Origin of the sequence: Comamonas suwonensis (assembly GCF_012844455.2) — a bacterium.
GTDB classification, from domain to species: Bacteria; Pseudomonadota; Gammaproteobacteria; order Burkholderiales; family Burkholderiaceae_C; genus Comamonas; species Comamonas suwonensis.
The window spans coordinates 1-24,613 of record NZ_JABBCQ020000030.1 but is presented as its reverse complement, the minus strand read 5'-3'; the positions used below and the strand labels follow the sequence as shown (position 1 = coordinate 24,613).

General features: G+C 60.9%; 33 protein-coding genes. 27 read left to right on the top strand and 6 right to left on the bottom strand.

All coding sequences use genetic code 11. The features are described 5' to 3' along the window. Nucleotides 1-130: 130 nt before the first annotated feature. The 5 genes from HF327_RS20965 to HF327_RS20945 are packed head-to-tail and all read right to left on the bottom strand — an operon-like array spanning nucleotide 131 to nucleotide 5,081. A complete protein-coding gene (locus tag HF327_RS20965) occupies nucleotides 131-1,447 on the bottom strand; it encodes an ExeA family protein (protein WP_198462295.1) in 1,317 nt (438 codons plus the stop codon). A 10-nt stretch (nucleotides 1,448-1,457) separates the two neighbouring features. Next, on the bottom strand, nucleotides 1,458-3,245 hold the full coding sequence (locus HF327_RS20960) for an integrase (protein WP_198462294.1): 1,788 nt from the start codon (nucleotides 3,243-3,245) through the stop codon (nucleotides 1,458-1,460). A gap of 22 nt (nucleotides 3,246-3,267) precedes the next feature. Further along, complete coding sequence (locus tag HF327_RS22245) at nucleotides 3,268-4,272, bottom strand: hypothetical protein (protein WP_236024333.1); 1,005 nt, start codon at nucleotides 4,270-4,272, stop codon at nucleotides 3,268-3,270. Nucleotides 4,273-4,299: 27 nt separating this feature from the next. Further along, nucleotides 4,300-4,605 carry a hypothetical protein gene (locus HF327_RS20950; protein ID WP_198462293.1) on the bottom strand — a complete coding sequence of 102 codons (306 nt, stop codon included), beginning with the start codon at nucleotides 4,603-4,605 and terminating at the stop codon, nucleotides 4,300-4,302. After that, nucleotides 4,602-5,081, bottom strand: coding sequence for a hypothetical protein (locus HF327_RS20945; RefSeq protein WP_198462292.1), 480 nt, complete (start codon nucleotides 5,079-5,081; stop codon nucleotides 4,602-4,604). Before HF327_RS20945 ends, HF327_RS20950 begins: the two co-directional genes overlap by 4 nt. Before the next feature lie 96 nt (nucleotides 5,082-5,177). On the opposite strand from HF327_RS20945, the gene HF327_RS20940 reads away from it, so the two are divergent. Then, complete coding sequence (locus HF327_RS20940) at nucleotides 5,178-5,510, top strand: hypothetical protein (RefSeq protein ID WP_198462291.1); 333 nt, start codon at nucleotides 5,178-5,180, stop codon at nucleotides 5,508-5,510. 118 nt (nucleotides 5,511-5,628) lie between these two features. Here HF327_RS20940 and HF327_RS20935 read toward each other — a convergent pair whose 3' ends face one another. After that, nucleotides 5,629-5,871, bottom strand: coding sequence for a helix-turn-helix domain-containing protein (locus tag HF327_RS20935; RefSeq protein WP_059441379.1), 243 nt, complete (start codon nucleotides 5,869-5,871; stop codon nucleotides 5,629-5,631). 99 nt (nucleotides 5,872-5,970) lie between these two features. Here HF327_RS20935 and HF327_RS20930 point away from each other — a divergent pair, with 99 nt between their 5' ends. The 26 genes from HF327_RS20930 to HF327_RS20805 all read left to right on the top strand — a co-directional run. After that, nucleotides 5,971-6,402 carry a helix-turn-helix domain-containing protein gene (locus HF327_RS20930; protein WP_198462290.1) on the top strand — a complete coding sequence of 144 codons (432 nt, stop codon included), beginning with the start codon at nucleotides 5,971-5,973 and terminating at the stop codon, nucleotides 6,400-6,402. A gap of 48 nt (nucleotides 6,403-6,450) precedes the next feature. Further along, entirely contained in the window at nucleotides 6,451-6,885 is a 435-nt protein-coding gene (locus HF327_RS20925) for a hypothetical protein (RefSeq protein ID WP_198462289.1), read from the top strand. Between the two features lie 16 nt (nucleotides 6,886-6,901). After that, nucleotides 6,902-7,327 carry a hypothetical protein gene (locus tag HF327_RS20920; RefSeq protein ID WP_198462288.1) on the top strand — a complete coding sequence of 142 codons (426 nt, stop codon included), beginning with the start codon at nucleotides 6,902-6,904 and terminating at the stop codon, nucleotides 7,325-7,327. A 106-nt stretch (nucleotides 7,328-7,433) separates the two neighbouring features. After that, complete coding sequence (locus HF327_RS20915) at nucleotides 7,434-8,312, top strand: DUF4747 family protein (protein ID WP_198462287.1); 879 nt, start codon at nucleotides 7,434-7,436, stop codon at nucleotides 8,310-8,312. Next, nucleotides 8,313-8,915, top strand: a complete 603-nt coding sequence (locus HF327_RS20910) for a hypothetical protein (protein WP_198462286.1) — start codon at nucleotides 8,313-8,315, stop codon at nucleotides 8,913-8,915. A gap of 86 nt (nucleotides 8,916-9,001) precedes the next feature. Beyond that, a complete protein-coding gene (locus tag HF327_RS20905) occupies nucleotides 9,002-9,445 on the top strand; it encodes a putative holin (RefSeq protein WP_198462285.1) in 444 nt (147 codons plus the stop codon). A 3-nt stretch (nucleotides 9,446-9,448) separates the two neighbouring features. Then, nucleotides 9,449-10,072 carry a transglycosylase SLT domain-containing protein gene (locus HF327_RS20900; protein ID WP_198462284.1) on the top strand — a complete coding sequence of 208 codons (624 nt, stop codon included), beginning with the start codon at nucleotides 9,449-9,451 and terminating at the stop codon, nucleotides 10,070-10,072. Further along, nucleotides 10,069-10,473 carry a hypothetical protein gene (locus HF327_RS20895; protein WP_198462283.1) on the top strand — a complete coding sequence of 135 codons (405 nt, stop codon included), beginning with the start codon at nucleotides 10,069-10,071 and terminating at the stop codon, nucleotides 10,471-10,473. Before HF327_RS20900 ends, HF327_RS20895 begins: the two co-directional genes overlap by 4 nt. A gap of 105 nt (nucleotides 10,474-10,578) precedes the next feature. Continuing rightward, the gene (locus HF327_RS20890) at nucleotides 10,579-10,812 is read left to right on the top strand and encodes a TraR/DksA family transcriptional regulator (protein ID WP_198462282.1); all 234 of its coding nucleotides are present in this window, start codon (nucleotides 10,579-10,581) and stop codon (nucleotides 10,810-10,812) included. Next, nucleotides 10,809-11,156 (top strand): hypothetical protein, encoded by a 348-nt coding sequence (locus HF327_RS20885; RefSeq protein WP_198462281.1) that lies wholly within the window; start codon nucleotides 10,809-10,811, stop codon nucleotides 11,154-11,156. Before HF327_RS20890 ends, HF327_RS20885 begins: the two co-directional genes overlap by 4 nt. Continuing rightward, complete coding sequence (locus HF327_RS20880) at nucleotides 11,146-11,460, top strand: hypothetical protein (protein WP_198462280.1); 315 nt, start codon at nucleotides 11,146-11,148, stop codon at nucleotides 11,458-11,460. The genes HF327_RS20885 and HF327_RS20880 overlap by 11 nt, the downstream gene beginning before the upstream one ends. A 3-nt stretch (nucleotides 11,461-11,463) precedes the next feature. Further along, complete coding sequence (locus HF327_RS20875; protein ID WP_198462279.1) at nucleotides 11,464-12,039, top strand: phage protein Gp27 family protein; 576 nt, start codon at nucleotides 11,464-11,466, stop codon at nucleotides 12,037-12,039. Beyond that, nucleotides 12,039-13,577 carry a terminase large subunit domain-containing protein gene (locus tag HF327_RS20870; protein WP_198462278.1) on the top strand — a complete coding sequence of 513 codons (1,539 nt, stop codon included), beginning with the start codon at nucleotides 12,039-12,041 and terminating at the stop codon, nucleotides 13,575-13,577. The genes HF327_RS20875 and HF327_RS20870 overlap by 1 nt, the downstream gene beginning before the upstream one ends. A 166-nt stretch (nucleotides 13,578-13,743) precedes the next feature. Continuing rightward, nucleotides 13,744-15,330 carry a DUF935 domain-containing protein gene (locus HF327_RS20865; protein ID WP_198462277.1) on the top strand — a complete coding sequence of 529 codons (1,587 nt, stop codon included), beginning with the start codon at nucleotides 13,744-13,746 and terminating at the stop codon, nucleotides 15,328-15,330. Continuing rightward, on the top strand, nucleotides 15,323-16,558 hold the full coding sequence (locus HF327_RS20860; protein ID WP_198462276.1) for a PBECR2 nuclease fold domain-containing protein: 1,236 nt from the start codon (nucleotides 15,323-15,325) through the stop codon (nucleotides 16,556-16,558). Before HF327_RS20865 ends, HF327_RS20860 begins: the two co-directional genes overlap by 8 nt. 114 nt (nucleotides 16,559-16,672) lie before the next feature. After that, on the top strand, nucleotides 16,673-17,224 hold the full coding sequence (locus HF327_RS20855; protein ID WP_198462275.1) for a phage virion morphogenesis protein: 552 nt from the start codon (nucleotides 16,673-16,675) through the stop codon (nucleotides 17,222-17,224). 94 nt (nucleotides 17,225-17,318) lie between these two features. Next, nucleotides 17,319-18,461, top strand: coding sequence for a phage protease (locus HF327_RS20850; RefSeq protein ID WP_198462274.1), 1,143 nt, complete (start codon nucleotides 17,319-17,321; stop codon nucleotides 18,459-18,461). 35 nt (nucleotides 18,462-18,496) lie between these two features. Beyond that, nucleotides 18,497-18,907, top strand: a complete 411-nt coding sequence (locus HF327_RS20845) for a hypothetical protein (RefSeq protein WP_198462273.1) — start codon at nucleotides 18,497-18,499, stop codon at nucleotides 18,905-18,907. Nucleotides 18,908-18,937: 30 nt separating this feature from the next. Beyond that, nucleotides 18,938-19,828, top strand: a complete 891-nt coding sequence (locus HF327_RS20840; RefSeq protein ID WP_198462272.1) for a Mu-like prophage major head subunit gpT family protein — start codon at nucleotides 18,938-18,940, stop codon at nucleotides 19,826-19,828. A gap of 38 nt (nucleotides 19,829-19,866) precedes the next feature. Continuing rightward, nucleotides 19,867-20,151 carry an HI1506-related protein gene (locus HF327_RS20835; protein ID WP_198462271.1) on the top strand — a complete coding sequence of 95 codons (285 nt, stop codon included), beginning with the start codon at nucleotides 19,867-19,869 and terminating at the stop codon, nucleotides 20,149-20,151. An 11-nt stretch (nucleotides 20,152-20,162) separates the two neighbouring features. Further along, nucleotides 20,163-20,681 carry a gp436 family protein gene (locus HF327_RS20830; RefSeq protein WP_198462270.1) on the top strand — a complete coding sequence of 173 codons (519 nt, stop codon included), beginning with the start codon at nucleotides 20,163-20,165 and terminating at the stop codon, nucleotides 20,679-20,681. 9 nt (nucleotides 20,682-20,690) lie between these two features. Next, a complete protein-coding gene (locus tag HF327_RS20825; RefSeq protein WP_198462269.1) occupies nucleotides 20,691-21,131 on the top strand; it encodes a phage tail terminator protein in 441 nt (146 codons plus the stop codon). 7 nt (nucleotides 21,132-21,138) lie between these two features. Continuing rightward, nucleotides 21,139-21,339, top strand: coding sequence for a DUF7210 family protein (locus tag HF327_RS20820; RefSeq protein ID WP_198462268.1), 201 nt, complete (start codon nucleotides 21,139-21,141; stop codon nucleotides 21,337-21,339). Between the two features lie 27 nt (nucleotides 21,340-21,366). Further along, complete coding sequence (locus HF327_RS20815) at nucleotides 21,367-22,155, top strand: phage tail tube protein (protein WP_198462267.1); 789 nt, start codon at nucleotides 21,367-21,369, stop codon at nucleotides 22,153-22,155. A 3-nt stretch (nucleotides 22,156-22,158) separates the two neighbouring features. After that, nucleotides 22,159-22,683: a DUF6631 family protein gene (locus HF327_RS20810; RefSeq protein ID WP_198462266.1), complete on the top strand. Its 525-nt coding sequence runs from the start codon at nucleotides 22,159-22,161 to the stop codon at nucleotides 22,681-22,683. Nucleotides 22,684-22,846: 163 nt separating this feature from the next. After that, the coding region (locus HF327_RS20805; RefSeq protein WP_198462265.1) for a phage tail length tape measure family protein at nucleotides 22,847-24,613 on the top strand (1,767 nt) is incomplete at its 3' end.

Here is a 24,613-nt window from a genome sequence, read left to right as displayed (position 1 = left end):
GTACCAGTCCACCGTGGCCTCCAGCTGGGCCGTGGTCAGGTCGGCACTGAAGGCGCGCTGCAGCATGCGGGCGCGGCGCTTGATCCAGGCCAGGCGCAAGGCCTTGTAAGCAGCCATGGAGACGACTTTCTTACGCATCGCCACCTCCACGGATTGCCGCGTTGATCAGGGCCGCGTTCACCTTGGGCTCGCCAATCTCTGCCGCCAGGTTCATGGCGCGGGTCAGCAGGTTGTTGATGGCCAGGGGGTAGCACAGCGACTGGTCACGGGTTTTTTTGTTGCCGCCGAAGGTCTCGGTCACATTGCGGCGCAGCACTGCGCGGATCGCGTCGACCGCTTCAGGCTCCAGGACTACTGACGCCTCCATGCTCACGCGCTTGAACTTGTGCGCCAGGTACTCGCCCACGTTGTTGTCCAGGGGCGGCAGCGTCACCAGCTCGCAGCGCTGCACCACCTCGCGCACCTCGGGGTTCTTCTCACTGAGCTTGCGCGCCAGCTCAGGCTGGCCGATCAGGATGATGGAAAGCACCTTCTTGAAGCCATCCTCCAGTTCGTAAAAGCGCTTCATGGCCTTCAGGGTCGGCGTGGCCAGGTCATGGGCCTCCTCAATGATCAGCACATGCTTGTTGCCCAGGCGTGCGCTCTCACGCAGGATGGTGTGCATCTGCTCGGTGCGGCGCTCATGGCTGAGACGGGGCGATTCGCTGGGCGCCAGGGCGCGGATCACCACCGCCGTGATATCGCTGGCCAGCAGCGGGCGGCCGCCCTTGTTGGAGGCGCTCATGCCCACCACATAAGGCTCAATGACCGTGATGCTTTCATCCGTGGCATTGATCCAGGCCTGCAGGTCCTTGCGGATCGTGCTCTTGCCGCCGCCGGACTCACTGGTCACGGCCAGCATGCCGCCGTGCTGGGCGGTCTGACGCACGGCGCTGCGCACATAGCGGATGTCATCGCTGACATACACGTCCTCGGAGCCGCTCATCTCGTTCACAAACGGGTCCCGTAGAATCCGAAAGTGCTGGCGTGCTTCCTGGGTGAGTCGTTGATGTCGTAACAGCGTCATAAGGTCCTCTTGCTCTTGGTCGGCCTGCTGGCCGGGGGAATGAGGGGCAGCAGCAGCGTTGCAGCGCTTCTGTTGCTCACCTCCGTTTTGGGCTCCGTACACACGGGGGCCATACACACGGTCAAATGCCCGTGCAATCTGTGCCGCAGTGGCGTCGTTTTGCTCCAGGAACTCCACGATCTTGGGGATCAGGTCTTCCTTCTTCTGGTTGCGCCCCTTGGGCCACTGGTCGTAGTTGCAAATCAAGCTCACCGTGCCGGTAGAGATCCCGCCCACGTACTTGCGCAGGTGGCGGGTCAAGCCGCTCTGGGTCACATTCAGCTCGGTCAGCACGCCTTTCAGATGCAGCTGCAGCTGGTTGGTCTCAGGCTGGCGATACATCTATTCCTCCTTAAACAGCGCGCAGGCCGCCGGCAGCACGAATGGGCTGCGCCTGGTCGGCTTGGGCCGGGTTCTTGAACTGGTCGATCAGCGCCTGCAGCTGCGTCTCAGGCACACCGCCTGCAAAGCGCGTACGCATGAACTGGTTTTCTTCGGCGGTCAGCTTGCGGCCCAGCTCGGCTCGGATGCGCAGCATCACGGCCACAGGCTCCAGCAGCTCTGGCTCTGCAGGCTGGGCGTGGGCCGGGGTGGCAATGTCAACACCAGGGCGCTGCAGATAGCTCGGCTGCTCCACCTCCTGCAGATAGCTGTGCGCCTTCATCTCGCCGCCAAACGGCACCACCTTCTTCTGGCGTGCCTGATCGGCGTCCTGGTCGGGGAAGGCCAGCTCGTCCATCGCCTTGCCCGCCTTCATGGCTGGCGTGTCGGCGTGGGACTTCATCTCCTCGCCAAACACCGCAGCAGACAGCGGACGGCCAAAATCGTCGTACTCCAGCTCGGGCTCCACGCGGTAGACCAGGGGCTCACCGTCATAGCGCGGCAGTTCGATCTGAATGGCCAGTTCGCCATACACCAGCGGCCGCACCGAGACCAAGTCGCCCACGTTCACCCCGTCCATGCCCTTGAGGCTGTAGGTCATGGAGCGCTCGGCCTTGGGGTGCTTGAAGGTGATGCACTGGTGGCCGTCCACCTTGCGCTCGGCTTCCTTGCCCGTCATCAGGGCCTGGCACACCTCCACCGGAGGCAACAGGCGCAACTGGTCCGACTTGATCAGCTGCCACAAGTCATAGCGCGCCACAGGCGTGGTCAGCCCGGTGCGGCGCAGGCGCGTGTCCTGGCCGGGGATCAGGTTGGCGTTGTAGGCCTCGCTCCAGGCCGTGGCTGCACGGTTCAGACCCTCCACATCGTCAACCGGCTCAAAGCGCAGGCGGCATTCAAACTGAGTCTCGACAATGTTGTTGCCGCCTTCCACGCCGCCCTTGGCGCGGGCATTGCCCGCCTCGTGGGTGCGGCTCTCGCACTCCAGGCTGCGCAGCAGACACTGAATGGCCGTGGCCATGTTCGCGCTGCCCTTGTCCCAATAGAGGTACTTGGGCACACCGTGGAACAGTCGGCCTTCCTGCTGGCCCCAGGCATGCATCAGAAAGCTGAACATATTGGCCTGGCTCTCGCCCGCAGCCTCGCAGTACCAGACCTGCAGCGCGCCGCTGGCCATGTCCCACAACACATAGCGCCAGACCTTGAACTTCACCTTGGCAAAGTTCTCCAGCTTGTTCTTGTAGAACTCGCGGTCCTCCATGATCTGCTGGCGGCCGTTGAGGTAGTACACCAGGCACAGGCTGGGGTCCACTTGGTGCACATGGTTGGGGTGCAGCGCACGCATCTGCTGGGCAGGCGCAGCCAGTTGCTGTGTCTCCACATTCAGGCCACGGTCGCGCATCAGGCGGTTCAGATGAGCATTGCTGACCCCCACCGGCAGGCCATTGGCCTCCAGCACGCTGCGCGCCACTGGCGTCTTCATGGTCTGCTTGCCGTTGTCGCGCACGCTCTCGCGCTGCATCGTGGCCAGGGTCATCAGCGCGTCGCTGTCCACGCTGGTGCTGCCCTTGTCAGAGCGGGCTTTGCGGCCGCTCTCCCAGCCCGCCACCGCCTTCAGATGACGGTAGATGGTCTGGCGGCTCATGCCCAGAAACTGGCCGGCATCGTCCAGCAGCAGGCCTGCGCCACCGTGCGGGGCCGCATCCAGCTTGCGTGCCAGCTCCCGCAGGTAGTCGCAAATCGCTGGTGTGAGTGCCATGGAATCGTTCTCCTCCATGACTTCACGCAACCTCGGCCTGACCAGCCTGGCCGGGGATCACGCCGGGCTGCATCACATAGGTGCGCGCCGTTTCGATCTCATGGCCATAGCGGTCATAGATCAGATGCTGCAGGCCACCCACCATGGCAGCAATGCGCTCCACGTTGTCATGCAGCTTCTGGGCCAGGGCTACCAGCTCGGGCGGCATGGGCACGGCATCACCGGGCTCGAAACCGGGCTGCTTGACCATCTCATCCATCCACCACTGCTCAATGGACTTGATCTGGTTGCTCACCTGCAGCAGCGCGTCGCTGGCATCCTTTTGCTTCTGATCCACATCGGAGCTGATCTCTTCCAGGCGCTCAGCCAGCGGCGGGGGAGCTTTAGGGCCGCCTGCCTTGAGGGCTTTTTCGGCCTTCTCGGCGCGCTCGCGCTCCTTGCTCTGCTGCTCGGTGGCGTACTTGTGGTCCTGCTTGGTCTGGCGCAAGGCCGCACGCAGCTCCTTGACGGACATGGTGGCAATTTCGTCCAGCTTCAGCTCGCCAGATTCGCCAGTGAGTGCAAGCTCATCAATCTGCTCATCGTCCAGAACCAGCATTTCAAACAGCTTGGTCTGGTTTCCGATGGCCTTGGTCAAATGTGTAGTTGACGACACATTTGAGAACTTGGCGGCGGCCTGCATAAACTTCGCTGCCACAAAACGATCAAGGCCAAGAACATCTAGGCGCGCAACAAAGTTACCGTGTCCGCATGCGACCTTCAAAGTGGAAAGGCCGCGCCCAACCTCCAGGCAAGCCTCCACGCTGCGGCGCATATTGGCCGCGATATCGCGCTGAATCAGGTCAGGGTCGATACAGTCGCCGGGCAACTGATAACCCACTTGCAGGGCGACAGCGCGCACACGGGCCTGCATCTGCTGGTCTTCCACAGCCAGGGCATCCTGGGTCTTCTCAATCACGGTCACGGCGCTTTGATTCAAGACCACATCGGTCACGGGTTCCTGTGTTTTTGTTGCTGTACGGGACATGGGTCATCTCTCCTTGTTATTCATCAATCAGTAAGAAGTCATCGAATGGCGGCGGTCGTCCAGCTCGCGCTGTTTCCTATTGAAGGAGTCCGCCACCAAGAAGGTCAGTCGTGTGAACTTGGCTGTGGGGTAAAACCGCTCGGTCTCATCGCTCTTGCGGCACCAGCCAAAGGCAATCAGCGTCTGCGTGGCACGAGTAATCACCACAGCGGTGGTCTTGCACGCTTCGGCCAGGTCCTTGTTGGTCGCGCCTTGCTCGGCATAGCCGCACAGAGCTTCCATCACCTGCAGCACAGGCTGGGCGCTCTTGGTAGTCGGGGGAGTGGTGCTCATGACTCAAACTCCAGCTGGGGCGCGATGTACTGCCCCACGTTTTGGTGTTGAAAAGCCACTTGCTCCAGGTGACGCTGCAGCAACTCCATCAGCTCGGCCGTATCCACCTTGCTGGGATCGGCATAAAAGGCCGCCAGCTTGGTCATGGCCTTGGTGCAGTCCTCGTTGATCTGCAGCAGCTCGGCGTCGTTGACCTTGCGACCCTTGGGCATGGCGATGACCATGCGGCCAGCCGAAGCTGCCAGCCAATCAGTCACAAAGTGCACTCCGCAGACCATCTCAAAAGTGGGGATCAGCACCGCAGGCATGCGGCCTTTGCTTAGCCAGCCATACAGCGAGTCTTCGGAGACTCCACCCATCAGCTCTGCAATGCGGGCAACAGACATCTGGCGGTGCTGCAACGCATAGTCCTTGCAGCCGCGCAAAGCGTCGGGCAGGTTGTTGGCACGAAAGCGTTTCCAATTACGCGGCGGCATTTGAAGACCCTCCCTGGACCGTTTTCAAAACAAAAATCTGCATGGAAATGCGCGGCGCATTGAAACTGGGCACCAGCAACAACCTGGAGCGAACCAATGGCCGAAAACGTCGAGACTTCCCTGCTTGAGAAACTGGTAGAGCGCGCAGTGCAGCAGCGCCTGCAGCCCTTGCAAGATCACCTGTGGGCACACCACTGGCTGCTGACTGAGATGACGCGGCAACTGCCGAGAGCAGCTTTGCTGTCTGCCGCACAACGGCTTGACCAGATATGGCAACTGGAGCCACCCGAGCAAAGGGCGCGGCTTGAGGGCGTGCAGCACGGCTGGCACCAGTACCTGTGTCAGCTAGGCGCTCTGATAGACGGCGATATGCCTCCACCACTGAGCCCTGAGCAGCCAGTTCCTGCACGTCCGAAACCTGCACTGTGAGTGCCTTGCAGTACTCGAGCCATTCATGGCTCAGGCTGTAGAGGACTGCTGCTTTGACCGAAGTGGTCAATTCACCCTCGGGTTTGCCTGTAATATCTTGTAGCGACATAACAGCCACTCAAGCAAAAACAGGCATGCGGGGAGCAGCCACCTGCTGCACTTCGCCATCCTTGATGCGCAACTGCACAGCGATGTTGTGCGAGGCTCCACGAGCGCACTTGCGCACCGGGTTTTCGTCGTCATCGTTGACGATGGCGATCACCAGGTTCACGTTGTAGCCGTGGTGCGTAGCCCAGGCCGAATACGACAGTCCCAGACGAGCGAACTCGGCACGGACTTCAGAGCGTTTTTTGATTGGCATGTTGCGTCCCGGTTTGTGCGTACTAGTTGGCGCTAGTGCGCGTTTGTTTGAACTTGTGTGAACGGATCATAGCTCAGAATTCTGAGCTATGAAATAAGAATGGATCAGAAAACTGGATTAGGTGAACGCCTGAAGGAAGAGCGTGAGCGCTTGGGCTTCTCCCAACCGGCTTTTGCGGCCTTGGCCGAGGCATCCAAAAGCTCTCAGGCCTCATGGGAAAAAGAGACCGCATACCCAAATGCCAAAGCTCTGGAGATATGGGCTCGCGTTGGTGTAGATGTCGGCTATCTAGTGACAGGGAAGCCATCGTCTGGCGTTGAATCTCTCACCCAAGATGAGCGAGATTTGCTGAAGCTATTTCGAGCAGCCCCGCTGGCGGTTAAAGCAGCGGCAATCGGAGCACTCCAGGGGGGATCAACCGACCCCAAAGCCCAGGTGATGAAAAACACTGGATCTGGATCAGTCCAGATAGGACATATCGGCGGTGACTACAACCCAGAGCCAAAGTCCGCTAGGAAAAAAGCCAAGTAGCCAAACAGCGAAGACTGAAAGGGAGACAGGGTGAAATTGAGGGAGTTGATGCAATGGCTCAGCAAGCTGATGCCAAGGCAAAAAATGCAGGACGTAGGTGATGGCGGCATTCAGGTAGGGAGCGTCGGTGGTGACCTGACTCATAGCCAGAAAACCATGACTCAGACGATCTACAACAACACCATCTATGTGATAGCGGGTGACCAACCTGCCGCCAATGAAAATCGGCCTGCTCCGTCAATGGAGACTCAGCCTCCTGCTACCGAGAAGAGGTCTGCGACATCTGAGCAGTTGGAAGTGCTGCGCATCATGCGTATGAGCACTGAAGCAAGGGAATGCGCAGAAGCATTTATGCAGCGGCATTTCAAGACAATTCGCGTCAAGAGCTTGGATGACCTTCAATGCAAGCGCACCAGGCGCTGGGTGGAAACTTGCCTTGAAAAGGATGCACAGACCCGCCCCAACATGCAAAGAGTGGGCTAACGATCAGGAGGAAGAGATGGGGAATTCAGACGCCCTGTGGCTGACCGCTGAGCGCGAAGCAGACGATGCCGATGCGCGAAACCAAGGCCTCTGGGCCAAATGCTTTGCTCAGGCTGACGGTGATGCAGCCAAGACCAAGGCGCTCTACATGACGGAACGCGTGAGGCAACTGGGGGGCTCTATCCCTAATGCAAAGCCCAAAAGCAAAGGGGTCGCATGGCTGAAATACGGGCTGAGCATTTCGCTCCTGCTTGTCGCCTTTTTTCTGATCATTGCCAGCAGATTTGATGACGATGGACGCTCTGATAAACGCGCTGCCATTGATATCTGCTGGAAAGACCACCAAAACCCCACATTGGATGAGGCGACCAGGCGCTTCATTGCTCAAACCTGCAACGAGCTTACAGAGGAATACAGATCCAAATTTGGTGGAAATCCTTAGCACGACGCCAATGAAAATTAATCAGCAAGTGGTTTGACGCGTCCCGCGCCACAGCGCTATGAAGCGAGTCCAAGACTACAAAACCTAACCTAGAGAGGATTGCAAAGTGGGAATCAGCAGAAAGATTGGTGTTTGTCAGATCAATATCGCTATGCACGCGCCGCACAGCCCGAAAGGGTATGTGGAGTTGTTTCAGGATGCGTTTCGACTCCGTCGCATCATCACGCGTGGCAAAGCCGACGGTTACTTGCTTGGCGCTCTGCATAACGTAAAGAACGCTGTTGATGACAACGAACTGCAGGGTGAGATCTATCGCTTTACCAATATTGATCCAGATACGCCGTGGTTCAACACCCAAACGGGAAAGCCTGCTGATGAGCTTGATACGGAGCAAATTGTTCTACCGAGCAACCTGCACCCGAACCTTGAGCGTTTTCCATTCGTATTCAGGCCTAAAGAGCACCGATTCTGGTACGTTAGCAAGGATCGCAAAGCTAGTCTCGGCCCAAGTGTGGCAGAAGGTTTTTTGAAGAAAATTTTCGACGAGGTCGCGCTACTGAAGGGGCTTCCACCTGTCGAAGTGACAGTTACTCCTGATGAGGCAGCAGTTGATGAAGTCTTCAATATTTACCGGATCACCAAAATTGTTTTGGAGTTCAAACGACCAAACAAAGATGATGATGGGGAAATAGAAGCGCGCATCATGGAACGCATGGAAAAGCAGCGCATCAATAGAATCAACGAGGTAATGTCGTCCAACGATCCGGATGGCATCGAGCCAGATGAGCAGTTGAAGGCAGAGGCAGAAGTCGCCGCTCAAAATGGTCATGTCGAGTCGTACGGCTACGATGCGGTTGGGTTGCGTGTTGAAGAGTCAACTAAAAAGAAGCCCGCAAAGTACACGGCCATGCTAGATGAGAGCATTCAATCCATCTGGAATGTTCTGGACCACATCAGCTCGAGAGCCAAAGGAAGCAAGCGCTAAATGTTCACGCAGTACAAAGGTGTTGTAAGCATTTTCAAGGTGTACTGGGCCTCCTATGGAGGCCTGTCCGCCTTGCTTTGCTCCCCTTATCTGCATTTAGCCGCCTTGCTCTTGGCGCTCACGTTCAGAACCTGGTCCGGCTGGGGGTGCGATGGTCTTCAATGCACTCAATGGTGGGAACAGTCCATCAGCGTACTCCCCAACCTTTTAGGCTTTACGTTGGGCGGATTTGCTATTTTTATTGGCTTTGGGGACGAAAAATTCAGGGCCCTACTGGCTGAAGATGATGAAAACAGCAGTGTCAATGCATATGTAGCACTGTGCTCAACATTTGTTCACTTCATCTTGATCCAAGCACTGGCCTTGATTGTGGCCATCGTTGCGAAGTCTTGGTGGTTTTACACCTCATTGCTAGACCCCATTCGTTGTTGGCTGCCTCTTCTGAATGGCATGGGTGGAGCCATTGGATATGGCTTGTTTCTTTACGCCATAACTTCAGTACTCGCGGCCACGATGCACATCTTCAGAATCGCGAAGATGTATGCATTTTTCCAAGGGCAAAGTCAAAAGTCAGCCGGCACAAGCGGAAAGAATCAACCATAGTGCCCTCGGTCAAAAGACCAATCCCACTCTGACGTCCAGAGTGTGGGCTTTCAAACCCTGTTTGTTAGCCCATACCAAGGACGTTCATGCCCCGCACCGCATCTGCCCAAAGCCCCCGCAAGTCCAAGCTGCCGCGCATGACGTCGTGGTGGCTGATTGCCACGGTCCTGTCTCTGGCCGTCTTTCTGATCGCGCCGCAGCAACTGCCGGTCAGCCTCTACAAGCTCAACCTGATCTCGCTGGCGGCCCTGGCAGGCTATTGGATCGACCGCGCAGTATTTCCTTATGCACGCCCCCAGGTATCGGCCCTGCGCGACCTGGACACTGATTACGAGCTGGAGCTCACCGAGGAAGAGTCAACGCAAGGCTTTGTGAAGACTGACGATGGGCGCGAAATTCCCATCGAATGCATCGCCGAGGGCTTGTGCGGCCCGATTGATCCCACGCGTGTTTACTTCATGCTGGGCTGCATGCTACGCCGTGCCCTCATCATGGCCGCCGCCATCCTCGCCATCAGCCTGGGCGGTTAAGCCATGCGCAGCCGTCATCTCCGTGCCGCCATCTTTGCGGCCGTGGCACTGGCTTCAGCCACGCTGGGCTATTGCACGAAAGCTCAGGCCCAGGTGCCCGCAGCCGCGCAGCAGCACCGATCCTTGCTGGTGCGCACCGCCAATGCCACATGGGGTCTGGGCGCTCCGGTGGCTGTGTTTGCAGCCCAGGTGCACCAGGAATCCGCCTGGAAGCCCGAGGCTGTCAGCCGCGTCGGTGCCCGAGGCCTCTCCCAGTTCATGCCAGCCACTGCTCAGTGGTGGTGCGAACTGAACCAACTAGCCCCAGCCGACTGCCAGCCTCACAACACCACCTGGGCCTTGCGCGCCCTGGTGGGTTACGACAAATACCTCTACGACCGCACGCCCACCCGCTACAGCGCTTACGACCGCATGTGGGTGGCCCTGCGTGGCTACAACGGCGGGCTTGGCCATTGGCAACGTGAAGCGGCGGTTTCCGGTGCCGCTCAGCCCGCACGCGGCCAGGTGGATGCAGCCTGCGGCAAAGCCCGCCGCGCGGCCGTCCACTGCCGTGAAAACCTTGGCTACCCCCAGCGCATCCTGGTTGAGCTGCAGCCGCGCTATCTGAGCTGGGGGCCTGGCCTATGAATACCGCCGCAAGCATCCTGACGCTGGTGCTGACCCTGACCGCGGGCGCTGTAGGCGGCACTTTCTGGGGCCAGCACCTGGAGCGCAAGAACCAGGATGCTGAAACCGTAGCCCAGCTCAAAGCCACGCTGACCGCCAATTCCGACCTGGTCAAGCGCAGCACCGAGGCCAGCCAGACCATCCGCACGGCCACGGCCCGCTTGCAGCAAGCCCAGACCCAGAACCTCAAGGACTTTCGACATGAATTGCAAAGCACGGCTACTGACCGCGCTGGCTGCGTGTTTCCTGCTGGCGTCATGCGCGGCATCAGCGCCGCCCGCGACCGGGCCGCAGCAGCGGCTGCCCACGGAATCGTCGACGCCGTGCCCGCAGCCACCGGAGGCACCGCCGATGACCGGTGAAGTCGACCCTGTGGCCCTTGCCCTGGTGCAGATGTACGACCTGTACGCCATCTGCGCAGGCCGCACCGTGGAGCGCGTGAAGTGGGATGAATTGGAGGCCTTGCGTTGACCGACTTCTTTGACCGTGCCCAGGCCCGTGAGTTGCAGATGCGAGAGGACGCACTGCGAGACCAGGCCCGCCGCGCTGGCCTTGCGGGCAAGACCGGGGCCGACTCGGCCACAGAGTGCATTGACTGCGATGCCCTCATTCCTGAAGCCCGCCGCTGGGCCGTACCTGGTTGCCAGCGATGTGTGAAGTGCGCCAGCCTGCATGAGCGCAAGAAAGGACGGGCACTGTGAGCCTGACGATTGATTTTTGGCAACTGGTCGGGCTACTGCTATCTGGCTTGGGCGTTCTGGTGGCCGTTATGAAGTTTGGCGTGTCCCAAGCTCAGAAGCACCAGGACGCCACGCACAAACAGGTGTTGGCCCGTCTGGATGCCATGGAAAAGTCTGCCGCCCAGTGGCAGAGCATTGAGCGCGAGATGCTGCAGATGAAGGCCGACATGCCGCTGCAGTACGTGCGCCGAGAGGATTACATCCGAGGCCAAAGCGTAATCGAAGCCAAGCTTGACGCCGTGGCCTCCAAGCTCGAAATCGCCCAGCTACGTGTTGCCAGCATTGGAGTAAAGCATGCAAATTGACCAAGCCAAGATCCGCCGCGAGTCCCTGCGCTGGCTGATCCTGCTCACCCTGAACAATGCCCGCCCTATGGGCGCGCAAGAGTCGCCAATCCTGGCTGTGGCCCAGTCCATCTACGCAGACGCCACGGCGCTGGAGATGCGCCGGGAGCTGGACTATCTGGAGGACCGTGACTTGGTCAAGATCACCAAGTCGCCCAGCGGCCCCTGGTATGCCGAGTTGACCCGCTTTGGCGTGGACATTGCTGAGTACACGATTGATTGCGAGCCCGGCATTGCCCGCCCCGCTAAATACTGGGCAGGCTGAGCCATGGGCCGCAAGAGCTCCATCGACCGCATGACGCCGGAGGTCAAGGCCTATATCCAGGCCATGCTGGCAACGGGCAGCCAGACGCTGGACGAGTTGATCGCAGACCTGCAGCAGCGCTTTCCTGCAGAAGCCTCGGCCGGCGAGCTGCCCAGCCGCTCGGCCTTGCATCGCTATGGTGCCAAGCTGGACCGACGCCTGTCTGCCATTCGGGCCAGCACCGAGGCGGCGCGTTTGATTCAGGCCCACGCCGGTGATGACAAGGACGCGCGCTCCGAGGCGCTGACGGCCATGGTCCAGACCGAGCTGTTTGATGCCATCTTGCTGCTGCAGGAGGCGGATGACCCCGAGGCCGACCCTGCAGAGCGTGTCACGCTGCTGTCCAAGGCAGCCAAGAACATCGCCACGCTGACGCGCTCCAGCGTCAACCTCAAGCAGTTCCAGGCCAAGGTCGAAGCCGAGGCCCGCAAGCGTGCTCTGGCTGATGCCGCTGCTACCGCTGAGACCACGGCCAAGGCCCAGGGCTTGTCTGCCGGTGGCGTGGCCGCGCTGCGCGCCGCCATCATGGGGGCCATGTGATGACCCAGGCCGCAAACGATCTGCAGGCGCCTGAGCCTTCCGAGCTGAGCCAAGCCATCTTCATGGCCTACCAGGTCAAGTGGGTAGAGGACCAGTCGCCGGTCAAGATCATGGAGAAGTCGCGCCGTATCGGCCTGAGCTATTCCGAGGCGGCTGACGATGTGCTGTATGCCGCCAGCGCCGAAGGGGCCAACGTTTACTACATCTCCTACAACAAGGAGATGACGCAAGGCTTCATCCAGGACTGTGCCAACTGGGCCAAGGCCTTCAACGCGGCAGCGGGCCAGATTGAAGAGTCGGTGCTGCAAGAGGAGGACAAGCAGATCCTCAGCTTCACCATCAACTTCGACAGTGGTCACAAGATTCAGGCCTTCACCAGCAACCCACGCAATCTGCGCTCCAAAGGCCGCCCCGGTGAGCGCCTGGTGATTGACGAAGCTGCCTTTGTGGACGACATCAAGGAGCTGCTCAAAGCGGCCATGGCAATGACCATGTGGGGCGGGCAAATCCGCATCATCAGCACGCACAACGGGGAGGACAACCCGTTCAATGAGCTGATCAACGATGTGCGCGCAGGTCGCTACCCCTACAGCCTGCACCGCGTGGACTTTGACGATGCCCTGCGTGATGGCCTGTATCGCAAGATTTGCGCGGTCAACAAGAAGCTCTGGACGCGCGAAGGCGAGGCCACCTGGCGCGAGGAAATCATTGCGCGATATCGCCCCAATCAAGACGAGGAACTGTTCTGCGTACCGGCTCAGGGTGGCGGAGCCTGGCTGACTCGTGTGCTGGTGGAAAGTCGCATGGTTGAAGAGCCGGTGATTCGTTTTACCGGCAGCAAGGACTTCAACCAGTCGAGCCCCGCCGTGCGACAGGTTCTGATGCAGGAATGGATTGAGACAGAGCTGAAGCCCCTGCTCAAGCGTCTGAACCCCGAGCTGCGCCACGCGCTGGGCATGGACTTTGCGCGGTCGGGCGACTTATCCGTGATCGCACCCGTCGAGGTGGCCAGCAATCTGCATGAGCGTGTGCCGTTCCTGGTCGAACTCAAAAACGTGCCTTACAACCAGCAGCTGCAGGTGCTGTTCGCCATCTGCGATGTGCTGCCCAAGGTCTCTGGCATCGTCATCGACAGCCGGGGCAATGGCAGCTACATCGGTGAAGCTGCTGAAGACAAATACGGCTCCGTCGTCCTCAAGCTCATGGCCACCGAGAGCTGGTACCGCGACAACATGCCCGGCTACAAGGCTGCGTTTGAAGACGGCACCATCACGCTGCCCAAGCATGACGGCCTGCTACAGGATCACCGTGCTTTCAAGCTGGTGCGTGGAGTGGCCCGCATTCCAGAGGGCAAGACCGATGGCGACAGCCACGGCGACCGGGCCATGGCCTGCGTCTACGCCCATGCTGCAGCCAAGTTGCAGATCGCACCCATTGGCTACACAGAGGTGCCGGGCCATGCCCGAGGCTTTGACAACCGCTCCAGCCCGGACCGGCAGGACGATGACTTCCACATTCCCGAACACGAGGGCTGGTGATGAAAAACCGCCAAGCCCCAAAACGGCGATTTAAGCGATTTTTAGCCGGTGGACATGCAATGCCCCCGGTTTGCTGCATCCGGGGCCTCGTAAACGCGCGTAAACGCCTTTATGCCGGGTACGGGCTACGCATGCCCCACTGCAAAACACAAAGCGAGGTGCCGACATGGCAAAAAGCATGATTCTGGGTGCTGACGGCCAGCCCATCGACCTGGACACCGTGAACACACCGCAGACCTCCCAGCTCGGTCACCTGCAGCGCGAGCTGCAGACCCACCCGACCCGAGGCCTTACGCCTTCCAAGCTGGCACAGATTCTGGACGCGGCCGAACAAGGCGACCTCACGGCCCAGTTCGACCTGTTTGAGGACATGGAGGAAAAGGACGGTCACATTGCCAGCGAGATGGGCAAGCGCCGCCGCGCCCTGATCCTGGACTGGGAGATCACCGCGCCCGACAACCCGAGCGCCCAGGAAAAGCGCAATGCAGAGCAACTGGGCGAGCTGGTGCAGTCCATCCCCGACTTTGAGGATGTGATCTTCGACGCGACCGACGCCATCGGAAAAGGCTTTGCATGCCTTGAAATCGAATGGCACCGCGATGACGGCTTCTGGCTGCCCAAGACCATCACCCACCGACCACAGTCCTGGTTCCAGCTGCACCGTGGCTACCGGCAAGAGCTGCGCTTGCGTAGCAACACCACAGACGAGCAAGGCATTCAGGGCGCACCGCTCACCCCCTTTGGCTGGATCACCCACATCCACAAGGCCAAGAGCGGCTATCTGGAGCGCACAGCGCTGTTCCGTCAGTTGGTCTGGACCTACCTGTTCAAGAACTACAGCGTGGGCGACCTGGCCGAGTTTCTGGAGATCTACGGCATCCCCGTGCGCCTGGGCAAATACCCGCCCAATGCCAGCGGAAAAGAGAAGGCGACACTGCTACAGGCGCTGATTGGGATTGGCCACAACGCGGCCGGCATCATCCCCGAGGGCATGCTGATCGACTTCAAGGAAGCCGCCACGGGCGACCCCAAAGCCTTTGAGTTGATGATCAGCTGGTGCGAGCGCAACCAGTCCAAGGTCATCCTGGGCGGCACGCTGACCAGCGGTGCCGATGGTGCGGCCAGCACCAATGCCCTGGGCAATGTCCACAACGAGGTGCGCAAGGACCTGCGGGACGGCGATATCCGCCAGCTCAACAGCACGATCACCCGCGACCTGGTCTATGCCATTGCGGCCATGAACGGCCTGGCACCCGATGGCATCAAGCGCTGCCCACGCTTCGGGCTGATCACGGGCGAGACCGAGGACATCCAGGTGCTGTCCGAGGCGCTGCCCAAGCTGGTGGGCATTGGCGTGCAGGTGCCGCAGGACTGGGCCAACCAGAAGCTGGGCATTCCCATGCCCCAGCCTGGCCAGGTCGTTCTGGGCATGACGCCAGCGGTGCAGCCCCTGCCAACGGGTACGGCCGCGCTGACTGCTCGCCGCATCACTTACCCAGACCCGACGCCAGCCCAGGCTATGCAGCCGCAGCTGGCCAGCCAGGTTGAAAAAGCCACCAGCCCCTGGTTTGCGCAAATTCGCAAGCTGGTGGAGTCTGCCGCCAGCCTGGAGGAGATCCGCGACGGGCTGGAGCAGCTCATCCCCGGCATGACGCTAGACCAGTACGCTCAGGCCATGGCCGATGCCATGGCGGCCGCGCAGCTGGCCGGGCGCTATGAGGTACTGCTGGAAGCCGGAGGCGCCAATGGCTGACGCGGCCTATGGCTCTCTGCCATTCAAGGAGCAAGCCGCGTTCTTCCGGCGCAAGCTCAACCTGCCCACGACCAGTTGGACGGACATCTACACCCAGGAGCATGACTGGGCGTTTGTGGTGGCCGGTGCCAACCGCGACGCCATCGTCTCGGACTTCCGCACGGCCGTGGACAAGGCCATCATGGGAGGCTCCACGCTGGAAGACTTTCGCAAGGACTTTGACCGCATCGTGACCAAGCACGGCTGGGACTACAACGGCGGCCGCAACTGGCGCAGCAAGGTCATCTACGACACCAACCTGGCCACCAGCTTTGCCGCTGGGCGCTGGGAGCAACTGCAGCACGCACCCTACTGGCAGTACGAACACAGCGACTGGGTCGAGCACCCACGCGCCCAGCATGTGGCCTTTGACGGGCTGGTGCTGGAGCGCGACAACCCCTGGTGGCAGCTCTACTTTCCGCCCAATGGCTGGGGCTGCCAGTGCAAGGTCAAGGGCCTGTGGCAGCGCGACCTACTGCAGCTTGGCAAGCAAGGGCCAGACCCCACGCCCGAGGTCAAATGGGCCGAGCATCTGATTGGCCAGCGCAGCCCCAACGGCCCGCGCACCGTCAGCGTGCCCGAGGGCATAGATCCCGGCTTTGAGTACGCCCCCGGCAGCGCCCGCCTCCGCAGCGCCATTCCGCCAGAACGGCCAGACCCACCTGTGCCAGGTAGCGCCGGTGGCCATGGCCTGCCCAATCTGCAGCCGCAAGCACCGCTGCCGCCACCGCGCCCCGTGTCCAGCAACCTGCTGCTGCCCAAGGGCCTACAGCCCGAGGAGTATGTAAAGGCTTTTCTGGAGCCACTGGGCGGCAGCCTGGAGCAACCCAGCATCGTGCGCGATGTGATTGGCGAGCGCCTGGTGGTGGGCAAGGAGCTGTTTCAGACCTCGCAGGGGGAATGGAAGGTCCAGAAGCTGGGCCGAGAGGTGTTCATACCGCTGCTGGCCAGGGCCTTGCTGGAGCCAGATGAAATCTGGGTGCGCCTGGAGTGGCTCTATGCCCTGGGCAAGGCCGTGGTGCGTCGTCGCTACATCGCCCGCTTTGCCGTCGAGGGGCAAGAGGTGCCCACATTGGCCGTCTTTGAACTGGGGTCGGATGGCTGGGCCGGTGTAACGACGTTTCAAGGCGCAGCCCAGACCAGCCAGGACTGGCGCGTAGGCACGCGTCTGTATGCCCGAGAAGAATAAAAAAACCCCAGCACGGCGCACACATGCTGGGGTCCTCCGGGAGTAGGGTCGGTTGGCTTGGCGCAGTCTTCTCCCCCGATGAGTTGATGACATTTTAAGCACAGGAGCAGGAATATGGCAGGGGCAAATCTCACGATTGATACGGTCATCACTGGCCCTGACGTGCTGGCCCGTATGGATGAAGCCATGGGCAACACAGCACCGCTGCTGGCCCGCATTGGCGAGTACCTGCAGGACGCCACCCGTGACCGGTTCAAAACCCAATCCGGCCCGGACGGCACTGCCTGGCAGGCTCTGCAGCCGCACTACCAGCGCCGCAAAAAGCAGAACAAGGACAAAATCCTCACCCTGCGCGGCTACTTGCGAGGCCAGATCCACTGGCAGACGGATGGCGACGATGCCGTGCACGTAGGCACCAACGCAAAATATGGCGCCATCCACCAATTCGGTGGCAGCATTCAGAAGTCGGCCCGCCAGTCCACTGTCCACTTCGGCGGGGGCAAGACCAAGCACCTGTTTGTGAAACAGAAAAAGGCCAAGCGCTCGCTGCAGGTCACCGTGCCCGCCCACCAGGTCAACATGCCAGCGCGCCCTTATCTGGGCGTCAATGCAGGCGACCAGGAGCAGATCCGCCTGCGGGTGATGGATTGGCTAAACGGTCAATAGGTCAGCCAATAGCACCGACCACGCTGCACGCCAGGGCGCAACCTTTGCCCTGGGCCAAAAGACCGAACCCCGCCCGCCGCCGACCATGGCGGGCATGCCTTCCAAAACCTCCCTCATTGCAGTTTGCACTGGTGCCGCACCGGCAGCCATTGCCATTGCTGCCTGCACCTATCAGATTCCTGCAGCCGGTGAGGATGGCCTGACGCTCATCCAGTTCACACCTGCAGGTGAATTCAAGCCTGGTGACGGACGTGCTTTGGATGTACCTGCATGGCGTATCGACGCTGCCAAAGCCAATGCGGTTATTGCGCGTCATTCGGCCCGCACCCAGCCCGTGGTCATCGACTACGAGCACCAGACGCTCTACAAAGAAAAGAACGGCCAGCCCGCCCCTGCAGCTGGCTGGCTGCGCGACCTGCGCTGGGTCGATGGTCAGGGGCTGTTTGGCGCTGTAGCACTGACCGCCAACGCCCGCGCCGCCATCGATGCCAAGGAATACCTCTACTTCTCGCCGGTCTTCGAGTACTCCCGCGTGGACGGCTCCATCGAAGACATCCACATGGGGGCTCTGACCAACAACCCAGGCATCCATGGGATGCGTCCACTTTCCCTGCTGGCTGCTGCAACGGCGGCCTTTATCCCCGCCCTCACTCCACAGGAGCACCCCGTGAATCCTCTGCTCAAAGCACTGCTGGCCACGCTTGGCCTGGCTGAAAACACCACCGAAGAAGGCGCAATTGCAGCCTTGTCGGCTCTTGGTCCCATCAAGGCCTTGCAAGACCGCTCTGTGGCGGTCTGCACTGCACTGAACCTGCCTGCAGATGCCACGCCTGAAACGTTGACTGCTGCTTGCACCAGTTTGCGTACGGCAAGCCCAGACCCCGCCAAGTTCGTGCCTATCGACACCGTCAACGAGATGCAGAAGCAGCTGGCTGTGCTGACCTCACAGCAGCAGGTTGACCAAGTCGACAAGCTCATCCAACCAGCGCTGGCAGACGGTCGCCTGATGCCATTCCAGGAAGCCTGGGCACGCGACCTCGGCAAATCGAACATCGCGCAGCTCACGGCCTTTCTGGATACCGCCAAGCCTATTGCTGCATTGACCAGCACGCAAACAGGCGGCCTGCCTCCTTCTGGAACCGCTAAAGGCGATGCACAGCTCAGTGCTGGCGAATTGGCCGTGTGCACGGCAATGGGCATGACGCCCGAGCAATACAAGGCAGGCGGCGCAGCCTGACCTGACCCGGTTCAACCCCTTCAAGCGAGCAAGTTATGACCGCACTTATCAATGACCGCAACACGCGGACCCGCAATGGTGACCAGAAGGAGCCGCCTGTCGCTGCCAATGCACGCATCTTTGGCGGTTCGCTGGTGGCCATCAATGCCGCCGGTTTTGCCGTCCCAGGCTCCACGGCCGTGGGCATTGCCGGCTGCGGCTGCGCCGAGGCCCATGCTGACAACACGGGAGGCGCTGCCGGCGCAATCCGAGTGCGCGTGAGCGTGCGTCCCAGCCAGTTCACCAACTCTGGGGCGACTGATGCCATCACCTTGGCCGATATCGGCAAGGACTGCTTCATCGTCGACGACCAGACCGTGGCCAAGACCGATGGCGCAGGCACCCGCAGCCGCGCTGGCCGTGTGTTTGACGTGGATGCCGATGGCGTCTGGGTCGATTTCCGCTGATCGCTCCTTTTCAGGAAAGCACCACTCACCATGATCATCAATCACGCAAACCTCTCCATCCTGAACCAGGCCTTCAGCGCTGCGTTCAAAAATGGCCTTGGCACGGCCGCCTCTCAGTGGAGCGGAATTGCCACCATGGTCCCCAGTACCACCAGCGAGCAGAAATACGGCTGGCTGGGCAAGATCACCAAGTTCCGCGAGTGGCTGGGCGAGCGCCAGGTGCAAAACCTGCTGGCGCATGACTACAGCATCAAGAACAAGACCTTCGAGAACACGGTGGGCGTTGGCCGTGACGAGATTGAAGACGACCAGTACGGCGTCTACAAGCCGGTCTTTGAGCAACTGGGCCAGGATGCCGCGACTCACCCCGACGAGCTGGTCTTTGAGCTGCTGAAAAACGGTTTCAACCAGGCTTGCTACGACGGCCAGTACTTCTTCGATACCGACCACCCGGTGGGCATGCCAGGCAAGCAAGCCAGCGTCAGCAACTTCCAGGGAGGCTCTGGCGCGGCTTGGTTCCTGATGGACACCACCAAGGTGATCAAGCCCCTGATCTACCAAAAGCGCCGCGATTACGGCTTTGTGTCAAAGACCAGCCTGACGGATGACAACGTCTTCAGCCGCAACGAGTTCATCTGGGGTGCTGATGGCCGCAGCAATGTGGGCTTTGGCCTGTGGCAGCTGGCCCATGCCTCCAAGAACCCGCTGGACAAGCAAGCCTATGCAGACATGCGCGCTTCCATGCAAAGCCTCAAGGGTGACAACGGCAAGCCGCTGAACGTGCGCCCCACCGAGCTGTGGGTACCACCCAGCCTCGAACAGGCTGCGCTGGAAGTGGTCACCGCTGAGCGTCTGGCCAATGGAGCCACCAACGTCATGCGCAACACCGCAAAGGTTGTGGTCTGCCCTTGGCTGGCCTGAGTCCCCGCATCTCCGTTCACTCACAGGAGCACTCACACATGAGCAACCCAAAGAAGCCGGCGCAGCAAAAGACCAAGCCTGCAGGCACATCCACCCAGGCCATCAAGGTCATCCCCAAGCGTGCGGGCTTTCGCCGTGCGGGCTACGCCTTCCCCGAAGAGGGGCTGACCATTCGCCTGAGCGAGCTGACCGACGAGCAGCTGGCTCAGCTGGAAAACGAGCCCATGCTGGTTGTCGTTCCTGTGGAGGTGGAAGCGCCTGCCACGGCCGAAGCCGACCAGACTGACCCAGCCAAGCCCGCTGAAGAAGCAGCTGGCGAGTGAGCTGCAACGCCATGGCTTACATCACCCCCGCCGACCTGGCCGAGCGCCCAGGTGCCAAGGAGCTGGCCCAGGTGGCCACGCCCGAGCACAAGCGCATTGCGGACACCGCGCTGATGGACGCCACCCTCCGTGGTGGCGACCGTAGCAGCTGGACTGCCGAGGACCAGGCCGACGCCGATGCGGCCATGGCCCGTATTCAAGACGCCGTAGCCGAGGCCGATGCCTTGATCGACGGCTTCCTGGTCAAGCGTGGCTACCAGCTGCCGTTGGCCCCTGTGCCCAAGCTGGTGACGGGTTGGAGCCGATCCATTGCCCGCTATCTGCTCCACAAGAGCCGCATCAGTGTGGATAGCAACGACCCCATCGTGCGCGACTACCGTGACGCCCTGAAGCTGCTGCAGCTCACGGCCGACGGCAAGTTCAGCCTGGGCGCCGATGACACCGTGGCCACGGGTGGTGCCAGCACGGATGTGCGCTTCAGCTACCCGGAGCCCGTCTTCGGCCGCAAGCAGCTCAATAGCTTTCGGTAAGGCCTGGCCATGAACTTTGAACCCTTTGACACCAGCCTCGTCGTGGAGCGCCTCAAGGCTTTGGTGCCCGATCTGCGCGAGGTGGGAGGTGCGGCCGACTATGCAGCCGTGCAGGAGCTGCGCGGCTTTCAGACGCCCAGCGCCTTTGTGATCTTTGCGAGCGAATCAGGCAATGCAGGCCCAGGCCCGCGTGGCGCCCGCGTGCAGCCTGCCGTCAGCCGCTTTGGCCTGGCCCTGGCGGTGCGCAATTACCGGCCCGGTGCCGGCGACCAACTGGGCGACGAGCTGCGCAAGGTTCTAGGCCTGACCCGCTCGGCCTTGATTGGCTGGGTGCCCCCCACCCCTGGTGCCACCGCGCTGGCCTGGGAGGCCGGTGAAGTCATGGACTACGACCACTCGACCGTGCTTTACGTCGAGTCCTATCAATTGACCCATTTGCTCCAGAAGTGAGAACCCCATGAGCACTACCAAGCCCGAAACCACCGCCAAGCCTGCTGAGACCGTCAAGGTCAAGCTGCTCAAGCCCCACACCCACGAGGGCAAGGACCACCCCAAGGACACCGAGCTGGACGTGGACAAGGCCACGGCCGAATGGCTGTACAAGGCCGGCGTGGTAGCCACGGGGCCCGCCCTGGCCACACCCACGGCTCAGGCTTGATCACCTCACTCACTGGAGAGCACCCTCATGAGCAAGACAGTTGAAACCTATTTCTATGGCCAGGGCCGCATTTACCTGCGTCCCGTGGGGACCGTTGGCAATGGCGGCTGGCGTTGGGCGGGCGATATGTCCAGCCTGACCTTTGGCGGCACTGACGAAACCGCCAGCCACAAGGAGAGCTACAGCGGCCAGAAGTCCAAGGTGCGCAGCTTCAGCATTGGAGGCGACCGCACCCTCAAGGCGACTATCCACCAGATGGACCCCATCATCCTGGCCGAGCTGCTGCGCGGCACCATTTCTGAGATTGCGGCAGGTACGGTGACGGCCGAGGTCTTCCCCGCCACCGTTGCAGCAGGCGATGTGATCAAGCTGGACAAGCCCTACAACGTCTCTGACCTGGTCATTACCGACAGCACTGCCTCCCCTGTCACGCTGGCCCCCGAACACTACGACGCATTCCTGGAGCACGGCAGCATTGAGTTGCGTAGCCTGCCCAGCGCCCCGGCCCTTATCCAGCCCTTCAAGGCTGCATACAAGCACGCAGGTGCCCGCCAAGTGGCCTTCTTCAACGCCGCCCCCAAAGAAATGGAGCTGCGCTACGAGGGCATCAACCTGGCCGAGGGCAATGCGCCAGTGATTGCCGAGTTCTACAAGATCTCGACCGCCCCCCTGCAGGAGCTGGCCCTGATCACCAGCGGCAATGAGCTGGCGGGCATGGCCTATGAAGCCGAGTGCCTGTCCGACTCGCGCCGCCCAGCCAATGGCCCCCTGGGCCGCTTTGGCCGCTACGTGGCCATCAACCCCATCCAGCCCTAAGCCATGGCCCAAGTAGTCCCAAAAAGTTCTGCAGCACCCGCCGCAGACCACGAACCCAGTGATATGGAGGTGCTGCACCCCGAGCGCGTCCTGTCTCTGGATGGCGACCAGGTGACGGTGCGCGAGTACAGCAATCTGGAGTGGCTGCGGGCACTGCCCGTGGCTGAGCCGCTGGTGGCGGCCATTGCAGCCATGCTGGCTGGTGAGCAGGAGCCCAGCTACGAAGTGGCCCTAAATGCCATTGCCACGCATGCCGATGGCTTGGTGCCACTGATCGCCCAATCCGTGGATCGTGATCTGGCCTGGCTGGACGCTCTGCACCCGACCGAGTTTGAAACCGTGCTGATGACCTGGTGGGCGGTCAACGGGCATTTTTTCGTGCGGCGCGCCAGCAACCGGCAGGCCATCGAGCAGGCAAGCGCCGCAATGAAGGCCCGCGTCGTGGCACAGGCAGCGCAGACAGTGGCGTCGGCTGGGGCGCCATCTACGCCACCCTCATTGCCAACGGCCACCAGCGCAGCGACCTAGGCACCTACACCGAGCGACAGCTAAAGCTGTTTTACAGGCAGGCCCTGCAGCTGGAGCGCCAGCGCAGCGCCATGCGCCTGCTCGACGTCAACGCGGGCATGGCCGGTGGCGACGCCGCCAAGGACCGAATGAACGAGCTAAGAAAGTAAGAAGGGAAAAGACCATGGCCAACGGCAGCGACATGAACGTCGCGCTTCGCTTTCAAGCCGATGTGAAGCAGGCGCGCGCCGAGCTGCAGTCGCTGCGCGCGGCCATGGACGGGATCGGCCAAGGAACTGCTCAGGTCGATGCCCAGCCCATCGAGCAGCTTGGCAAGGCTGCCCAGCAAGCGGCTCTGGCCGGTAAACAGCATGTCTCCACTGTCAAGCAGACAACGGCTGCCATTGATGAGCAAAAAAAAGCGGCCAGAGAGGCTGCGCAGGAGCAGAAAAAAGCAGCGCGGGAAGTTGAACAGGCCCACAAGCAAGCCTTGCAGGCCCAGAAAAATGCGGCAAAGGAGGCTGCACAAGCGGCAGCTGAGGCAGCCCGTCAGCGCCAAGCTGTTGAGAAAAAAGCATTGGCAGATGCCAATCTAGCCGCTGCAGCTATTGCCAAGGAGGCTCGCACTCAGGCCAACCTGAAAAAGAACGCAGACCGCATGCTGCCTGCGCAGATGACGGACATCACCGTGGGTTTGTCCACGGGTCAAAGCCCCTTTACGGTGGCACTGCAGCAAGGCGGCCAGCTCAAGGATATGTACGGGGGCATGGTCCCTGCAGCCAAGGCTGTGAGCAGTGCTGTCCTGGGCATGGTCAATCCGTACACGGTTGCAGCAGCTGCTGTAGTCGGCCTTGGTGTCGCGTGGCATTCGGCAGCCAAGGAGACCGAGGGCTATACCAAAGCCATTGTGCTCACGGGCAATGCAGCCGGCACCACGGTCAGCCAGCTCTCCAGCGTCACTCGAGCGGTGGGGGAAATGACCGGCTCCTACGGACTGGCCAATGCTGCTGTGACTGGTCTTGCTGCGACCGGCCGGGTGACCAGCTCCGTCATTGCCCTGGCAGCCCAGTCGACCGTTGCCATGGCCAGAGCCACGGGTGCTGCAGTGGATGACATGGTCCAGAAGTTCGCCGAACTGGGGAAATCTCCGGTGGAGGCAAGCAAAAAGCTCAATGAGCAGTACAACTACCTGACGCTGAGCATCTACCAGCAGATCAAGGCACTGGACGAGCAAGGGCGCAAAGAGGAAGCGGCTGCGCTTGCGCAGCGCTCCTATGCGCAAGCCATGGCGCAACGCGCCAACGAAGTGCAGCAGTCGCTCAATGCCTTGGGCAAGGCCTTCCAGTGGGTTGGAGACAAAGCCAGCGGCATGTGGCAGGCCATCAAGGACTCAGTACGCACAGCACCTTTGGCCGCCCAGTTGGCTGACGCGCAAAAGGAATACCGATTCCTGGTCGAGAAGTCCAGCCAAGGCGCAAAAATCGCCGGATTCTTTGGTATTCAAGGCTATGACTCGACAAAGGAAGACCGACTCAAGGCACTCACAAAGGTTACGGACCTGCAGCAGCAGATTCGCACGGAGGAAGAAAAAGCCGCAGCCCAACAAAAGCGTGCGCAGGATGCTGCTGCTGGTATCGAGGCCACAGACTCCTGGGACCGCCGTGCAAAGAGTCTGCGAGACTGGAAAGCTCAGCTCAAGGATGAGATCAAGGCCATCCAGGATGAGGGCAAGCTCCTTGGCAAGACGCAAGAGCAGATCAACGCTCAGATCAAAGCCGCCACGGAAAAGCTCACTCCCAAGGAGCGCAAAGCCGCAGGCCCCAAGGTCAACCCAGTAGACACCGCCTACCAGACACAGCTGCAGACGTTGCAGCAGGCCCGCGCTCAGGCTGAGCAGGGGCTGGCCAACGCCCAGGACAATGTGGGCAGCAGCACGGATCAAGCCACGGCG

Excerpts from the sequence above, each read along its gene's own strand:
- HF327_RS20965 (WP_198462295.1), bottom strand. The coding sequence starts at position 1,447 with ATGTATCGCCAGCCTGAGACCAACCAGCTGCAGCTGCATCTGAAAGGC.
- HF327_RS20960 (WP_198462294.1), bottom strand. The coding sequence starts at position 3,245 with ATGGCACTCACACCAGCGATTTGCGACTACCTGCGGGAGCTGGCACGC.
- HF327_RS22245 (WP_236024333.1), bottom strand. The coding sequence starts at position 4,272 with ATGTCCCGTACAGCAACAAAAACACAGGAACCCGTGACCGATGTGGTC.
- HF327_RS20950 (WP_198462293.1), bottom strand. The coding sequence starts at position 4,605 with ATGAGCACCACTCCCCCGACTACCAAGAGCGCCCAGCCTGTGCTGCAG.
- HF327_RS20945 (WP_198462292.1), bottom strand. The coding sequence starts at position 5,081 with ATGCCGCCGCGTAATTGGAAACGCTTTCGTGCCAACAACCTGCCCGAC.
- HF327_RS20940 (WP_198462291.1), top strand. The coding sequence starts at position 5,178 with ATGGCCGAAAACGTCGAGACTTCCCTGCTTGAGAAACTGGTAGAGCGC.
- HF327_RS20935 (WP_059441379.1), bottom strand. The coding sequence starts at position 5,871 with ATGCCAATCAAAAAACGCTCTGAAGTCCGTGCCGAGTTCGCTCGTCTG.
- HF327_RS20930 (WP_198462290.1), top strand. The coding sequence starts at position 5,971 with ATGGATCAGAAAACTGGATTAGGTGAACGCCTGAAGGAAGAGCGTGAG.
- HF327_RS20925 (WP_198462289.1), top strand. The coding sequence starts at position 6,451 with ATGCAATGGCTCAGCAAGCTGATGCCAAGGCAAAAAATGCAGGACGTA.
- HF327_RS20920 (WP_198462288.1), top strand. The coding sequence starts at position 6,902 with ATGGGGAATTCAGACGCCCTGTGGCTGACCGCTGAGCGCGAAGCAGAC.
- HF327_RS20910 (WP_198462286.1), top strand. The coding sequence starts at position 8,313 with ATGTTCACGCAGTACAAAGGTGTTGTAAGCATTTTCAAGGTGTACTGG.
- HF327_RS20905 (WP_198462285.1), top strand. The coding sequence starts at position 9,002 with ATGCCCCGCACCGCATCTGCCCAAAGCCCCCGCAAGTCCAAGCTGCCG.
- HF327_RS20900 (WP_198462284.1), top strand. The coding sequence starts at position 9,449 with ATGCGCAGCCGTCATCTCCGTGCCGCCATCTTTGCGGCCGTGGCACTG.
- HF327_RS20895 (WP_198462283.1), top strand. The coding sequence starts at position 10,069 with ATGAATACCGCCGCAAGCATCCTGACGCTGGTGCTGACCCTGACCGCG.
- HF327_RS20880 (WP_198462280.1), top strand. The coding sequence starts at position 11,146 with ATGCAAATTGACCAAGCCAAGATCCGCCGCGAGTCCCTGCGCTGGCTG.
- HF327_RS20875 (WP_198462279.1), top strand. The coding sequence starts at position 11,464 with ATGGGCCGCAAGAGCTCCATCGACCGCATGACGCCGGAGGTCAAGGCC.
- HF327_RS20870 (WP_198462278.1), top strand. The coding sequence starts at position 12,039 with ATGACCCAGGCCGCAAACGATCTGCAGGCGCCTGAGCCTTCCGAGCTG.
- HF327_RS20865 (WP_198462277.1), top strand. The coding sequence starts at position 13,744 with ATGGCAAAAAGCATGATTCTGGGTGCTGACGGCCAGCCCATCGACCTG.
- HF327_RS20860 (WP_198462276.1), top strand. The coding sequence starts at position 15,323 with ATGGCTGACGCGGCCTATGGCTCTCTGCCATTCAAGGAGCAAGCCGCG.
- HF327_RS20855 (WP_198462275.1), top strand. The coding sequence starts at position 16,673 with ATGGCAGGGGCAAATCTCACGATTGATACGGTCATCACTGGCCCTGAC.
- HF327_RS20850 (WP_198462274.1), top strand. The coding sequence starts at position 17,319 with ATGCCTTCCAAAACCTCCCTCATTGCAGTTTGCACTGGTGCCGCACCG.
- HF327_RS20845 (WP_198462273.1), top strand. The coding sequence starts at position 18,497 with ATGACCGCACTTATCAATGACCGCAACACGCGGACCCGCAATGGTGAC.
- HF327_RS20840 (WP_198462272.1), top strand. The coding sequence starts at position 18,938 with ATGATCATCAATCACGCAAACCTCTCCATCCTGAACCAGGCCTTCAGC.
- HF327_RS20835 (WP_198462271.1), top strand. The coding sequence starts at position 19,867 with ATGAGCAACCCAAAGAAGCCGGCGCAGCAAAAGACCAAGCCTGCAGGC.
- HF327_RS20830 (WP_198462270.1), top strand. The coding sequence starts at position 20,163 with ATGGCTTACATCACCCCCGCCGACCTGGCCGAGCGCCCAGGTGCCAAG.
- HF327_RS20825 (WP_198462269.1), top strand. The coding sequence starts at position 20,691 with ATGAACTTTGAACCCTTTGACACCAGCCTCGTCGTGGAGCGCCTCAAG.
- HF327_RS20820 (WP_198462268.1), top strand. The coding sequence starts at position 21,139 with ATGAGCACTACCAAGCCCGAAACCACCGCCAAGCCTGCTGAGACCGTC.
- HF327_RS20815 (WP_198462267.1), top strand. The coding sequence starts at position 21,367 with ATGAGCAAGACAGTTGAAACCTATTTCTATGGCCAGGGCCGCATTTAC.
- HF327_RS20810 (WP_198462266.1), top strand. The coding sequence starts at position 22,159 with ATGGCCCAAGTAGTCCCAAAAAGTTCTGCAGCACCCGCCGCAGACCAC.